At 39.7% G+C, this 14,486-nt stretch carries 11 protein-coding genes and 1 tRNA gene; 1 reads left to right on the forward strand and 11 read right to left on the reverse strand.

Annotated elements, in window-relative coordinates:
* Window positions 1-8: 8 nt before the first annotated feature.
* From J7K40_14065 to J7K40_14110, 10 genes are all read right to left on the reverse strand, one after another.
* Window positions 9-995, reverse strand: coding sequence for an acetyl-CoA carboxylase carboxyltransferase subunit alpha (locus J7K40_14065; GenBank protein ID MCD6163522.1), 987 nt, complete (start codon window positions 993-995; stop codon window positions 9-11).
* A complete protein-coding gene (locus tag J7K40_14070; GenBank protein ID MCD6163523.1) occupies window positions 992-2,035 on the reverse strand; it encodes an undecaprenyl/decaprenyl-phosphate alpha-N-acetylglucosaminyl 1-phosphate transferase in 1,044 nt (347 codons plus the stop codon). The genes J7K40_14065 and J7K40_14070 overlap by 4 nt, the downstream gene beginning before the upstream one ends.
* A complete protein-coding gene (locus J7K40_14075; protein MCD6163524.1) occupies window positions 2,032-2,892 on the reverse strand; it encodes a glycosyltransferase family 2 protein in 861 nt (286 codons plus the stop codon). The genes J7K40_14070 and J7K40_14075 overlap by 4 nt, the downstream gene beginning before the upstream one ends.
* Before the next feature lie 184 nt (window positions 2,893-3,076).
* Window positions 3,077-4,396, reverse strand: coding sequence for a glycosyltransferase family 2 protein (locus J7K40_14080; GenBank protein ID MCD6163525.1), 1,320 nt, complete (start codon window positions 4,394-4,396; stop codon window positions 3,077-3,079).
* Window positions 4,397-4,525: 129 nt separating this feature from the next.
* The gene (locus J7K40_14085) at window positions 4,526-5,521 is read right to left on the reverse strand and encodes a flippase-like domain-containing protein (protein MCD6163526.1); all 996 of its coding nucleotides are present in this window, start codon (window positions 5,519-5,521) and stop codon (window positions 4,526-4,528) included.
* A 2-nt stretch (window positions 5,522-5,523) separates the two neighbouring features.
* Window positions 5,524-6,636 carry a glycosyltransferase family 4 protein gene (locus J7K40_14090; GenBank protein MCD6163527.1) on the reverse strand — a complete coding sequence of 371 codons (1,113 nt, stop codon included), beginning with the start codon at window positions 6,634-6,636 and terminating at the stop codon, window positions 5,524-5,526.
* Window position 6,637: 1 nt separating this feature from the next.
* Window positions 6,638-9,076, reverse strand: a complete 2,439-nt coding sequence (locus tag J7K40_14095) for a DUF2723 domain-containing protein (GenBank protein MCD6163528.1) — start codon at window positions 9,074-9,076, stop codon at window positions 6,638-6,640.
* Window positions 9,063-9,812: a class I SAM-dependent methyltransferase gene (locus J7K40_14100; protein MCD6163529.1), complete on the reverse strand. Its 750-nt coding sequence runs from the start codon at window positions 9,810-9,812 to the stop codon at window positions 9,063-9,065. Before J7K40_14100 ends, J7K40_14095 begins: the two co-directional genes overlap by 14 nt.
* A 963-nt stretch (window positions 9,813-10,775) precedes the next feature.
* Entirely contained in the window at window positions 10,776-12,146 is a 1,371-nt protein-coding gene (locus J7K40_14105; GenBank protein ID MCD6163530.1) for a chemotaxis protein CheV, read from the reverse strand.
* A gap of 2 nt (window positions 12,147-12,148) precedes the next feature.
* Complete coding sequence (locus J7K40_14110) at window positions 12,149-12,919, reverse strand: hypothetical protein (protein ID MCD6163531.1); 771 nt, start codon at window positions 12,917-12,919, stop codon at window positions 12,149-12,151.
* A gap of 376 nt (window positions 12,920-13,295) precedes the next feature.
* On the opposite strand from J7K40_14110, the gene J7K40_14115 reads away from it, so the two are divergent.
* Window positions 13,296-13,368: transfer RNA gene (locus tag J7K40_14115), tRNA-Thr, on the forward strand.
* Window positions 13,369-13,752: 384 nt separating this feature from the next.
* Here the strand turns inward: J7K40_14115 and J7K40_14120 are convergent.
* A complete protein-coding gene (locus J7K40_14120) occupies window positions 13,753-14,454 on the reverse strand; it encodes a hypothetical protein (GenBank protein MCD6163532.1) in 702 nt (233 codons plus the stop codon).
* Window positions 14,455-14,486 lie beyond the last annotated feature (32 nt).

Below are 14,486 nucleotides of genomic sequence, written 5' to 3' on the forward strand. Positions count from 1 at the left end.
CTACCTTCCTACTCATTATATACACCCATTACCCTGAATTTCTCAAGTCTTTTATTACAAAGTTCATCCGCAGAATAATTGGACAATTCAACTAAAGTCGTTAGAAGTTCGTGTTTGATGTTTTCGGCAGTTTGCTTATAATCGAGATGCGCTCCTCCGGAGGGTTCGGGAATTATTTTATCGATTATCTTCAATTCAATTAAATCCTGAGCCGTTAGCTTTAAAGCCTCAGCGGCTTGTTTTCGATTAGTCTCCAGCATGGCTGGATTGGCATCAGCAGGAGATTTCCACAAAATAGCTGCACAACCTTCCGGCGAAATAACCGAATACCAGGAGTTTTCAAGCATATATATTCTATCACCTACGCCAATCCCCAGCGCGCCTCCCGATGCGCCCTCTCCGATAACAACAATAATAATTGGCGTTTCAATTACCGACATCTCGCGAATATTTCGAGCAATTGATTCCGCTTGCCCCCTTTCCTCAGCGCCCGCGCCCGGATAAGCGCCGGGTGTATCGATAAAGATAATTACAGGCAATTTGAACTTTTCAGCCAGTTTAATTAGTCTTAATGCCTTGCGATAACCCTCGGGGTGACAACTGCCAAAATTGCGATACTGGCGTTGTTTCGTATTGCGTCCTTTCTGCTGACCGATTATCATAATATTTTTATCATCTAATTTGGCAAAGCCGCCTACCATAGCTTTATCATCAGCAAAACCGCGATCGCCATGGAGTTCTATAAAATCTGTGAAAATTAACTTTACTAAATCCAGACAATAGGGACGAAGCGGGTGCCGCGCCAATTGAACCCTCTGCCAGCGCGTCAACTTGGAATAGACCTCCTTCTGAAGGCGATTACGTTTTTTTTCTAATACCTTAATTTCTTTCGACAACTCGATATTTTCGGAGGTGGCGAGTTCTTTCATTTCTTTTATTTTACGGTCAAGCTCTATGACCGGTTTTTCAAAATCCAAGTAGCGCTGTTCACTCATTTTCCATTGCCCGCTTTTACATTCCTCAAAATAACAATAGCTGTTAATATAATGAATACTGCCTGCAACACAAATAAAATGTTGCGATTACCGCCGACAATTCCATATGCCGCCAGCGCAAACTGGATACTAACTAAATAAAAAAGCCAAACAGTAATCTTTGCGGGCACACCCATATCCAGTAGAAAATGGAAAATATGACGCTTATCGGCAATGTAAACCTTTTTACCGGCAAATAGCCTTCTGAAAAATGTAACAAATATTTCAATTAGGGGCACGCCAAGAGCCAAAATCGGCACGAACATAACAACGGTAGCGAAGCTTTTCGGCCAGAATATCGATGTTACCCCAAAAATATAGCCCAAAAATAAAGAACCGGAATCCCCCATAAATATCGAAGCGGGAAAGTAATTATACTTTAAAAATGCCACCGTGATGCCAATAACACCAGCCGCCAAAAGCGAAGGCAAAGGCAAATCCATAATTAAGCTTAAAACAAGAAAACTTACCGCTATAATAGCGCTGACACCGGCCGCCAGACCATCAAGGCCATCGATTAGATTTATTGTGTTGATTATGGCTACCAGCCACAATACTGTTAGGGGTATCCCCCAAAAGCCAAAATCAACTAAATGGTAGAAGGGAATATTTATCACTTCGAGCCGCACTCCAAAAGCGACAAGAACCAAACAGGCAGCAATTTCCCAAGCGAGTTTGGTTAATGGTTTCACATCTTTAATATCATCCGCAAAACCTAAAATGAATATGATCAAGCCGCCAAAGAAAATGCCGATTATTGTTTTGATATTCCCCCAAAGAAGGTCAGGCAAAAGCATAAATGCCGGTATCAAACCAAGAAAATAGGCGATAAAAAATGCCGCTCCGCCAAGTCGGGGCGTGGGAGCTTTATGTATTTTGCGCGGCCCGGGCATATCATAAAGCTGGTGGTCTATACAATAGTTTTTTATCAAAGGAATAAAAATATAGCATAAATAACCGCTTAGTATGCTAACAAGAACAAAAGTCGGGACTTCTATCATTTTCGCCTTTTAGGTTTTGTAATATTTATCATCACCGAAATAACAAACCCTGCCGTTAATACTATCAATAGCAATATATTTCTAATATAATTACCCGAGAAATGCTTTGTAAAGTATTTAAACATGGAATGGTGATGATAATAACCCGCCCTAAATGATGCCTTCGATGAGCTAGCACCCAGAATATGCTTTAATTTAACATCAGGCAGATACCATATATCAACATTGATACTGTTCAGCCTGAAGCATAAATCAATATCTTCAAGGTATAAAAAAAAACGCTCATCGAAACCGTCTATAGTCTGAAACAGGTCATTGCGAATGAATAATGCCGTTGCCGATACTGCCGGCACTTTAGAGCGATTTTCAGGCATCAGATAACCGGCTGAATCAATACTGGAAAAACCCATTTGATATAATGGAGATTTTCGGGAGAACAGAACGTTTTTATAGCTTATCAAGTGCCTTGCCGAAAGCTGAGGCGTACCGTCCGGATATATCAGAGCCGGCGATATGACGCCCGGGTTGTTTTGGGCAAACTCGTATAGTTTTTCGAGCATATCGGCAGGGCATTCACAATCGGGGTTTAGTATATATAGATATTCACCGTTAGCTTGCCGTGATAGATAATTTATACCGGCGGCAAAACCGATATTCGAGTCGGCGGCATATAGCTTGATATTGTCATATTGCTTAAGTTGAGTGACAGTGTTATCGGCTGAGTTATTATCTCTGATTATGATTTCAAAGTCTATTAGGGTCTGGTTATCTAAGGATTCTAGACAGCTTGATATGGTATCGGCGTTGTTGAATGTCAATATTAGGATTGAGACTTTGTATTTATATTTTTTATTCATAACGACTTGTAATATATTTTATATTACTTATCAATGAAATAATTTTATCACTGCTGTCCGGCCTTTTGTCCGCCTTAAGCGGATGCTATAATGATGTCATTCCCGTTTTCACGAAAATGACAATACCGGACTCCCGTTTCGCTCTGGTTGCCAAGCAATGCTTGGCAACCAGAAATTGTATTGCTCAGTTCAGTAGATTATTTTTTCGCTGTTTAAGCTCATCTTTCATGCCAACAATCAATTCGGCTAAGAAACCTATAGCAAACAACATCAAACCAGATACGGTTAATAATATTACCGCATACAGCAAGGGACGATAACCGGCATTTTGAAAATATCTCAGATACAGCGCCCAGAGACCTATTAAAAATCCGAGCACTCCCGAAATTAATCCGGCGGAACCAAAAAATAATAGCGGTTTCTTGGTGAATGACAATTGGAATTTGACGCTTAGAAGGTCGAGGAAACCGCCAGGTAGACGACGTAAGCCAAATTTCGATTTGCCGCTGTGACGGGCATAGAGCTTAACTTTCACCTCATCGACTTTATATCCGGCCTGAGCCGCCATCACAATCATATAGCGATGCCAGCCGCTCCGATAACCGAAATAATCTATCACCTCTTTTTTGAACACCTTAATAGAATTCAAATCATGCACTTTAACTTTAAACAGCCAGCGTGATAATCGGTTATAAATATATGACGCTATGCTTTTTAAACCATACTTGCCCTGTTTCCAACCGGTTACTATATCCGCTCCGCTGTCAATTTTGGACACCAGTTTGGGCAGTTCGTTGGCATGGTACTGCAAATCGGCAGGATAAAAGCATAATATCTTGCCGGTTGCTTTTGAGAATCCTGTTTCTAATGCGGCTGTAATCCCGCGGTTTACCCGATGGCTGTATATCTTCAGCCAAGGATTTTTAAATTGGCTGTCTTTGGCTTTAGCAAGCGTCTGGTCAGTTGAACCGTCATCAACAATAATCAATTCCGCCCTGTACGGCAGATTGGAAAACAATTTACTAAACTGTTCAACTAATGGCGCAATGTTGCCGCTTTCGTTAAAGGCAGGCACTACGACGCTAAGCTTAACGGTACCGGTTTTTTTAGTTCGAGTCGAGGTTTTATAGACTGTTTGTCTTGCCGGTTTTTTATAACCGTTGCTTTTTTCGGTTCTATTGCTTCTTGTTCCGGTGTATTTTCTCTCGGGTTTTGAGTATGGTTTTGATTGCCTGGCAGGTGTTTTTCTGATTGTCTCTTTACTGCTTTTACCTTTGAATTCGCGGCTGCCCGAATTTAATTCCAGCGATGGTTGTGCAGCGGCTTTGGTATCTTCCGTTTTTTTCAATCCTTCAGGGGATTTTTCTGATACAACAGGTTTTTCAATAGTTTTCTTAGTTATACCTATTTCGGCGTTTTTTGGTTTTTCGGTTTCATCCGCTTTTTTCGGGTTAATCGGTTTTCTAACCTGACGTCTTCTACCATAATGTTTTTCGGTTTCCAAAAGGCCTCCATTCTTTGCCTCAACCGTCGGCTTTGCCCGCTACGGTTGTTTCGTCCAGCGTTTATTTATTGGGCTAATTATTTTTAATAACATAATCATGTTTTCATTAATGCCCAAGCTGCCGGGTTATTATTCTTGACTGATTTCATTAATCTTTAAGTGTTCCTTTTTAAAATAATACAGTCCAATTATCGTAATTGGGAAATATTGACATGACCAGAGAACTATAGAGTACGACAAGGCAATCGATTTCGAAACATCTTGTCCGAACATGCCCAACGATGCTATAAGGTCAAACGCAAATACACAACCTGCCTGAAAAGTGCCGATAAATCCCGGCGATGACGGCAGTGATACTGCCAGAACAGTCGCAAACAGCATTATAAACGACGCCCATATCGAAGGGTGCAGGTCAAATGCGAAAAATATCATATAGCCGGCAATAGCTGTAAATATCCACAGGAACACTGAATATAAAAAGATAACCGCTATTGAAGCCGGCGATGTCAGGATGCTTAAACCATCAGCAAACTTACGGAGAATCGATTCCGCTTTGGTGGATAGATTTGCCGATACAAATTTTATAGGCGCGCAAAATATTCTAACTGTCGTTTCGGTTTTAACTTTTAAAATGTACAAGAAAATAAGCAGCAGGCAGGTCATAGCTAAAACGATTAATCCGGATTTTTTTAATATCTCCGGATAATCCACAAAAAATAATGTAATGAAAAATACAACTAACAAACCGAAACTGTCGAACACGCGTTCGGCAACGACGGTAGCAAAAATAGAGGACCTGCTCAATGAATGCTTTTTCGACAGCGATACCGCTCTCACAATCTCGCCTATGCGCGCTGGAAGAATATTATTTGCCATAAAACCAATCATAATCGAGGAAAACAGCGTGCCGAATCTGAAGTCTCCAATAGGACTTAGAAGCCATTTCCAGCGCCAAGTCCGAATTACCATGGCAAAAATTACAGACAGCATCATAGGAATTGTCCAGCCATAGGAGGCTTCCGAGAAAGCTTTTATGACCTCAGCGAAATCCACTTGGCTTAAAGCGTAAATAAGGAATACAGCGCTTATTATAATACCAAGAATGATTTTCCAGCGAATTTTCATAATTATTTCGAAAGAACTGCTTCTATCAGTTTTTCTGTCTGGTCGGCGGCAATATTCCATGAGAATTTAGCCGCATGCTTTAAAGCGCCTTGCTCCAATTCAGACCTGAATTTCTGATCTGACAATATTTTTATCGCCATCTCTGAGTACTCATTTACATTGCCATACTCGAACAGCAAACCCGATATGCCTTCATCAACCGAATCGCGAAGCCCCGGAACTCTCGCCGCCAGAACCGGTGTGCCGCAAGCATTCGCCTCAATATTAGTTAATCCCCATCCTTCCTTCAATGATGAATATATAGACAGATGAGCCTGCCTAAGCAATTTTACTTTAGCTTTATGCGAAACAAATCCCTTAAACTCAACCCTCTCGTCGAGATGCATTGTCTTTACACGGTCCTGTAAAACCGGCAGATGGTCGCCGGTTCCAACTATAATCAGCCTTGCTTCGGGAACATGCTTGATTATTTGGGGCATAGCATCTATTGCCGTCTCTATAGATTTATACTTCTTTATCCTGCCAAGATATATAATCGTTGGTTTGTCAAACTTTGCCGTATCGGAATTTGTATTATAGAGATCATGGTCAATACCGCATTCAACCACATGAACCAAAGACTTGTCAACGCCTCGCTCGACCATCTCCTCTGCCGTAGATTCGGAAATTACCATCATGTTGTATTTTTTATAAATCAGCGAAAAAGGTTTTTCGAAGAAATAAATATATGACCCCAGAAGAAAATTAATCTCCTTAAATATGGTATTTGAAAACAGATGAGGAATTACCACAAGACGCGGAATTTTCAGATACAACGGTGAATAGAATGGGATTTTATTAATGTCTTCGAAAAGGATATCATATTTTTTCTGCTTAGTTAGTTTTTTTATGGCAAAGGGCACAATCCAATTGAAATTAGAGCGGGAGCCGCGCCTGATAATGTTTACACCTTCCACGATTTCTTCATCAGCGCCGCCATCAAAACCACAGCATAATAAATCAACATCATGTCCTTTATTAACCAGATGCCGTAATATTTCTTCAAGATGAACTTCCGCGCCGCCGGATGCGGGATGCTTCAAGTCCTGCCAGTTGAGAGCAAGAATTCGAGTCATATTATTGCTGTTGCTGCTGCCGCCGACTTTCCAACGCCCTTACGAGATTATCAAGATTAGCCAGAGCTTTTGGATCATTTTTATTAATTTCGCTCCAGTATTGAGCCAAGCTGTCAACATTATCATAGTTGCCAAGAGTATTTTCAGCAACCATTAGATTACTAAAAGCTGTTAAAGATTTAGGTTCATATTCGAGTGATTTCCTCAAAAGCATGCTTCCCTCTTCCCATTGCTCTTTCGATATAACTTGCTGGGCAGCATTGTTATAAATCTGGGCAATTTCATTGGGAGAGACTCCTTCGATGATTTTATCAATTTCATCGAACTTTCCCACATCGGCGTAAAGGCCGGAGAGGTATGCTCGATGGCGCCACTCGTTCGGGAATATTTCCAACGATTTCTCGGCTACCGTAATGGCTTTATCATATTCACCGACTTTCTTTAAAGTATCGGCAAGCTGTAAAAATCCTGATACATAATTGGCAACCAATCGATTGTCATTTTCATTTTTAAAGATAGTAGTGTCATTAAGGCCGCGGAACTTAAATTTCTCCATATAAAGCTCCCACATCTTTTCGGGATAAACCCTATTGTGTCCCTTATCCGGAACTATCTTATATGCCATACCCTGCATTATCATATTTTTTTCCAAATTAAGCTTATTGCCATGAGATACGGTAACTGCAAAAAAGATTGGAATTTTCCATTTGTTGGCGGTAATGATATGCTTTATCATTTCATCCTGGACTTTCCATACCTTTTCCTTATCCGGGTCCCAAACCGGTCTTAAATTTTCAATCTGGTCATATGTGAGGTTTATCGGCACGCCCATTTCATCTTTTAACTGATGAATATACCAGGGAGTATTTAGAAGACTTAAATTAACTATTCGAACATCGGTGCGAACTCCATCCACCTGCTGAAGGCACCACAGAGGGAAAGTATCATTATCGCCATTGGTAAATACAATTCCGTTTTCATCTACTGAATTAAGAATGTTATAGGCATAATCCCAAGGTATATATTTACGGGACCGGTCATGTTCGAAATAATTTGCTTTAATAGTATGAAGAGGAAACAACATAGTAATAACAAGCGCCCCAACCAAAAGATAATGCCGCTCCGGATGGTTTTTAGTCCAGTTAGCCAGATCGTATAATAATCCTGATAATCCGACTCCTATCAGTACGCCGAAATACATAAATCCGGGAGTAAAGAAATAGTCTCGGTTGCGAACCTCAAGAATAGCTCCTCGCGTTCCATCCGAGAAATTCAAATATAAAACTAAACCAACTGTTGAGACTAAAAACAGCGCCAATAGCCATAACCCGTTTAATTTATCCCTCCTGATTGCCTCATAAATTCCCCAAAGTCCGATAGCAAAAAATAAAAATGTCGCCCATCTTTCCGAGTATTGATCCCTGAAATATCCCCATAACCCCATATGTTTATGGGTGCCGAATTGGTTTGCCCATGTGCCGCGGCGGCTAAACATACGAGTTGCCATCGACTCCTGACCGTACTGTTTTCTTTCAAGAAGCGATTTAAACCTTTGCCAATTATCGGGATTATTTTCATTAATTGCCGGTTTTTGATTGGCTCGAATTGGTATATATAAGTGCGTCGAATAACCAAGAACAGCTGCTACCGAAATAGCAAATACCCATTTCAACATATATGGTTTTTGTTTTGATGTTATTAAAAACACAGCGGAAACTATGACCAAACCCGCTAAGCCATACAAGAAACCGTCTAAATAGCCCGTAATCATCAAAAGAAACATCCAAGTTATCCAGAAACGCCAGTCATACATTAATGACCTGTCTTTAATAGCCATATAAAGCACAAAAATAGGCATTATCAAAAATACTGTCAGATGTATCCCGATTGATAAAAACGCTATATAACTGATAGCCACCAGCAATTTTCCTGCGCCGGGCTTACCAATTCTAGAGCCCCACATTAACAGCATATAGCTTAGCAGCAGCATCAGCATCATCGATAAACCATAAACCTCCGCTTCTATTGCATTGTCCCAGAAGGTTGAGGAAAAACCCATAATTAAACTGCCGGCAAAACCGCCGACAGCTAAAGCAATTTTCTGCCAGAAATCAGTGATTTCTTTTTCAAACCCGATAATCAAGCGAATAATCAGCCAATAAGCTATATATATTGCCGCTACCGAGGACAGCACACTGATAAGATTAATTTTCGCCGCATCATTAAATGTCAAAGGCAGGAGTATAAAAAACCGCCCAATCAGCGTATACAACGGTGTGCCCGGCGGGTGCGGAACACCCAAAATTTTAGCGCAAGCTATAAACTCACCGCAATCCCAGAAAGATAAGGTTGGCGCTTTGGTGAGAAGGTAAACTAATAAGCTAACCAGCCCGGCTACAATACCAAAGGTTAAAAATGTTTTATCTTTATACAGTTTCATCGCTTTTCCTTTTTATAATTTCATAAAAAATCGTGGTTCCGACATTTCTAATTACAGGAAGTTTATCTAAAATCTTAGACAATACAACATCGAGGCTGCTGTTTTTAAAAAGCCTGAATGGCGGCATGCGGAATGAAAGTATTGTCCATTTTTTCCAATCATAGCTGTCATTTGCAAAAACTTTCTTTAAAGCCTTTTTATCAAGCTGCCATTCATCCGGCGAAAAACAACCTATCATCTTTTTTACATTTTCAACTCCAACCAGTTTCATGAAAAATCGACGGCCATAATAGTAGAAAAAGTTAAGGCTCATTCGATGCGGCTCTTGGATAAATACTCGTCCGCCCGGTTTTAATACCCTGGCTGTTTCAGCTAATGAGGCATATTGGTCGGGCAGATGATGAAGTATGCCAAGATAGATTACAAAATCGCAGGAGTTGGATTTAAACGGCAATACTTGGGCATCCGCTGCCGCGCGGGCGCAATCCGGGTCATTTTTCAATAATAGCGCATCGGTTATATCGGTTAGAATCACTAAGTTATCATCTTTAAACCGGTAGGCATGTTCGGACACTCCGCAGCCCAATTCAAGTATTACGGCATCCTTAAGTTTTATCTGGGAAATGTAATCATCGACATTCTTTTTCAAATAACGCGTGTAGGGCCGCGCCATTAATTCATCATAAGCGGCTACATCATCAAAAGACTCGATTTCTTCTTGTATTCTTTCATCCATAATTCGCTACAGTCCTCTCATCAGAAACTTCAATAACTCTGCAATTTACACAAAAAATCAATTAAGTCAATATGTTGTTGATTCGGAGCTTCTTTAATGTTTTTTAGTTTATCGCAGGTTGGGTCGAATAAGCCATACATATTAGGTTGTTGACAAAAGATAATTTTGAAAATTGTTTCAACATCACGGAAATAGCCGGGGCTGGAAAACACCAATCATTAAGTGGTAATATCAATACTTAAAACTTAATAGCCCCGACTTTGTCAACTGCCTATAGGTCAGATATTCCTGTCTGCCCGGACAGACAAGAATGTCTGTCCCACCAATGACTTATAGATGATTAGATTTATTAAAATATTTGGTTTTTATTATTTTTCACTACTGTTCGGCCTTTTGTCCGCCTTAGGCGGATGCTATAATGATGTCATTCTCACACTGCTCACGTGATTCCCACACTGCCCGCGTCATTCTCAACACTGCCCGCGTCATTCCCAACTTGATTGGGAATCCAGAGATTAGTCATGCCGATACCTTCTGCCTGCCAGCGCCCGCCTGTCTGCGGACACGGGGCATGGTATTTTTACTATCCGCCATTGGTTTAGCAAATAGATTCCTGGATTCCCCCGCCGCCGCGGGGGAATGACGCAAATGGGTAATCATCGAATTAAAATCAATTTCTAAAATCTTATCTCGAAACATTTAACAAAATAAAAGATGAAGTGCCGATGTTTATCGGAGTCGCCCAACATCCCGCTGCTCTATGGGTTATGAAATAAGCAAGCTTCGATTGTTTGCGCATTATTTTAAGAACTCTATAAAAAAGGCCGGACAGTAGTGATTATTTTTATTTGATGAGCCTTTTGTAAAAAGGATTATTTAGTGCCAATATCGTCAGGAAAGGATTCCTGACAATGCAGGGAAAAAATTTCTAAAACATTGGCAATTGCAGAATTTGTAAAATTATTACTTATCTTCCTCGACCGCTTCCTTAAGACTATTATTCACCTCAACATTATCGGCATCGTTAATTGTAACTTTGTGAGGGGTATTAATTGTAACTGTTTCAGCATTCATTATAATTTCTGCTTTACTTTCGGTACCGGCATTAGGTTTTAATTTATCTTTGCCGACGTTTGTTTCTTTATTGTACGCGGTTTTTTGATTATCTTCCGGCGCTGTATTTTCAATTGCCTTGTTATCAGTATCCTTGTCAATTTGTTTAATTATGCCTTTCATACTTGTTTCAACTTCGTTAAGAATATTTTCCATTTTATTAAATGGTTCAGCGATATTTTCACCGCCGGTTTGAACAATTGTCTCCCTTTTATTGGTTATCGCTGTCTGAGATTCAGCTACTGCTGCAGGTTCAGCTTTCGCTTCCATCGAAACGGTGGTTTCGGATTCTATTGCTTTTTCCTCAGATGATGTTTTAGCTTCACCTTTGCCGTTTTCTGTTAACCTTATGACGTTTTCTAAAAGCTCATCAATATTCAGTTTTGTTACATGAGCGTCAGCATTCAGGAACTCTGCCCTGGCTTTCATCCCAATATCCCCGATAGATGAATATACAATTACAGGAATATTTTTAAGCTCAGTATCATTCCTGATAGCACATGTAAGAGCCAAGCCATCCATTTGGGGCATCTCAATATCAGAGATTACAAGTTTATATGATTTGTCTTTGGTGAGCATTTCCAAGGCTTCCTTGCCATCATGAGCAGTATCCGCTTCAAACCCCAATTCAGCCAGCTCTGAAGCAAGCATGTTTCTCACTGCCGGAGAGTCTTCGGCAATTAGAATTTTCATTCCCCGGGCATCGTACTTAGTATTAGCTGTTTTTTCCATTTCCTGTGTGCCAAGGTTTGGACATAATTCTAAGATAATTGTTTCATAATCCAAAAGCGGAACCATCCTCTCGCCGTCGGGCTTAACGATACTGATAACATATTTCTGTTTGATTGTTTTTAAAATATCATTAGCGTTTATAACATTTTCCCAATGGAAGTGATGAATCCATTTGACAGAATCAACTAAAAATCCGTTCAAGTGCCCAAAAAATTCAGTGACAACTACTTTTTTAGCGCTATTATCTTCCTTATTTTCCAAACCCAGGAAACCGCCTAAATCGATTAAAGGAATTATTATATCATTATCTTTAAAAATACCCTTTATACTCGGATGAGTATTCATTGTTGAGGTTAAACATTCCGGTTGGGCAACGATTTTCTGAACTTTGAGAATATTTATTCCAAATGATTGCCCGTCAATGGCATATTCCAATATCCTGAGTTCATTACTGCCCGATTGTAAATAGGATTCTGCATCTAAAGTCATTCTTACCCCTTTCTATACATAAGAGCAAATTTAAAACTTGCACCGCCGGTTTCATGATTTTCAGCCCATATCCGTCCGCCCATTGCCTGTATTGCCAATCGACAAAAATAAAGCCCTAAACCTACACCTTTATATTTGCCTTCTTTTCGTAAACCCATTTGCTTATACTTATCAAAGAGGTCATCCGGATTAATATCTTTAATGCCAGGTCCCTCATCAGTAATTGAGATAATAACCTCTTTGCCTGCATGTTCGGTTTTAATATAAACATTACTGCCATTTGAGCTATGTTTAAACGCATTAAACAGAAGATTATCTATAACTCGCAGAAGAAGGTTTCGGTCTGCTTGAACCGACAGGTTAATAGCCAATAAGCTTCGGACTATTGTAATACCATACTCGAGAGCGCTGGCATTTATCATATCGATACTATTGTCTATAACATCGTTTATTTTAATGGTTTCTAATTTGAATGGAATCCCTATCTGCTCAGCCTTAGAAGCATCGAACATATCGTAAATTATTGACTCAGACCGCTTAAGCGCTATAGAAGTGCTTTTAACAAGATTTCTGTGAATCTGATTTTCCGGGTCGTATTTATTCATTTCTAAAAACCTGACCAGAGTTTTCATACTTGCTAACGGGGCTTGAAGATCATGGACCATGATTGAAACAAAATCCATAAGCAAGTCGTTTGCCGAAATCTGTTTATCTTTATTAGAATTTCCTGATGCTAAGGAAATAACATCAATAGTATTTTCAGCTTTGCTCATGTTTAATCCTAATTATCTAAACAATTTAACCCTATGCTATTTATCATTAACCGCTGCGCAATATTACATGATGATTTTATCGACATTATTTGCAATAAATATAATTATTCATTTCTTTATGAAACAATAAAAGCATAACGGAATATCCATTTTTAAAGTAAAAGTTTGTTTTGCGTTAATTCTTATTTAAAAACACTATCCACTACTCTTAAGTAAATATCAGAGTCGATTCTTAAGTCGTATAGGTTGTTAACAATGCAATATCCATGCACGGCTAACAAACTCTTCCGGTTTGCCGGCTAAACTCTATTTAACATTTTCGCTTGTATTAACCGATAAAATAATTATCTTAGCGCTTGTAGATATCTGAAAATTTGCCGGGGTAGCTCAGCTGGTAGAGCAGCTGATTCGTAATCAGCAGGTAGGGAGTTCGAACCTCCTCCCCGGCTGATATGTTTTTATACTTAAGCTAACTGCCTAATTGTCTTGACAAACCACTAATATATATATCATATATAAGCTAATAGGGTAAGATACAAACTAATTTCACATTAATCTTTGGGAGGCAAAATGTTTGTTCAATCAAGACAATTAATGTTGCTTCAGTTCGTAGTGAAGCGTGAACTGAAGCTGCAGCTAATATATCATAGATAATCAATAACGAAATATCGGCAGGTCACGCTTTCGCTGCGACCTGCCTAAACGATAATAACAAAAAGGGCGTATGCAATACGCCCCTACGAACCAATTTTTTACTCTGGTTACCAAGCGGCGCTTGGTAACCAGAGTGGGCGTATCCGCCTAAGGCAGACGCCCCCACGAGCTAATTATACTTAATTTTTCACTTCCACGCCGCCCATTATCGCCATACCCTTAATAATAAGCTTCTTAGCATCTTTCGCTTGGGTTTGCGGAGCATTTTCATCAGGTCTGAATACGGTTTTATTATCCATTCCGCCCAGTATGGGTATTCCCTGCATTATTACCTGCCACTTTTGGGGCGCGATGATTTCTATGCCTCCCATCAAGGCAAATGTCTCAATAACTATAGCATCATTTTGAATATCAGCATCGGTAAGATTGATAGTGCCGCCGCCCATGATAGCTATAACATTTCCACCTTTCAATTGCTGAGACATGAAGTTAAATTTCCCACCGCCTAAGATAAATGATAAGTTGATAAAATCATTACTAAAAGGCGCACTTTTTGAACTCCAAAATGCTTGTTTAATCAACATGATGCCAAGCAGAATCAAAATTATTGGCCATAATGTATTAAATCCAAAACGAAAGAGGTCAAAATTACTTAAAAGGAATAACAGACCGATTAACAGTAGAATTATCGCGCCGAGAGTATTTCGATATTCTTTAGGTTGGAAAAGTTTGCTTAGACCAATTATAATAAATATGAGCGGCCAAAAATCCCATACACTTAACGGGATATCCCAACCAAAACCTTGAAGTAAGGCAATAATACCGGCAATGATTATCAGAAGTCCAACAATTAGCTTCCAATTAAAAACAGACCTACCCATCGCGGGCGGGTTTTTTTCTTCGTTCATTATAT

It is taken from the genome of Candidatus Zixiibacteriota bacterium (assembly GCA_021159005.1).
GTDB lineage: Bacteria > Zixibacteria > MSB-5A5 > UBA10806 > 4484-95 > JAGGSN01.

What these genes read in the sequence shown, in the direction of transcription:
- J7K40_14070 (MCD6163523.1), bottom strand. Translation starts at nt 2,035, where the DNA reads ATGATAGAAGTCCCGACTTTTGTTCTTGTTAGCATACTAAGCGGTTAT.
- J7K40_14110 (MCD6163531.1), bottom strand. Translation starts at nt 12,919, where the DNA reads ATGAGCAAAGCTGAAAATACTATTGATGTTATTTCCTTAGCATCAGGA.
- J7K40_14120 (MCD6163532.1), bottom strand. Translation starts at nt 14,454, where the DNA reads ATGGGTAGGTCTGTTTTTAATTGGAAGCTAATTGTTGGACTTCTGATA.
- J7K40_14065 (MCD6163522.1), bottom strand. Translation starts at nt 995, where the DNA reads ATGAGTGAACAGCGCTACTTGGATTTTGAAAAACCGGTCATAGAGCTT.
- J7K40_14085 (MCD6163526.1), bottom strand. Translation starts at nt 5,521, where the DNA reads ATGAAAATTCGCTGGAAAATCATTCTTGGTATTATAATAAGCGCTGTA.
- J7K40_14100 (MCD6163529.1), bottom strand. Translation starts at nt 9,812, where the DNA reads ATGGATGAAAGAATACAAGAAGAAATCGAGTCTTTTGATGATGTAGCC.
- J7K40_14105 (MCD6163530.1), bottom strand. Translation starts at nt 12,146, where the DNA reads ATGACTTTAGATGCAGAATCCTATTTACAATCGGGCAGTAATGAACTC.
- J7K40_14095 (MCD6163528.1), bottom strand. Translation starts at nt 9,076, where the DNA reads ATGAAACTGTATAAAGATAAAACATTTTTAACCTTTGGTATTGTAGCC.
- J7K40_14090 (MCD6163527.1), bottom strand. Translation starts at nt 6,636, where the DNA reads ATGACTCGAATTCTTGCTCTCAACTGGCAGGACTTGAAGCATCCCGCA.
- J7K40_14075 (MCD6163524.1), bottom strand. Translation starts at nt 2,892, where the DNA reads ATGAATAAAAAATATAAATACAAAGTCTCAATCCTAATATTGACATTC.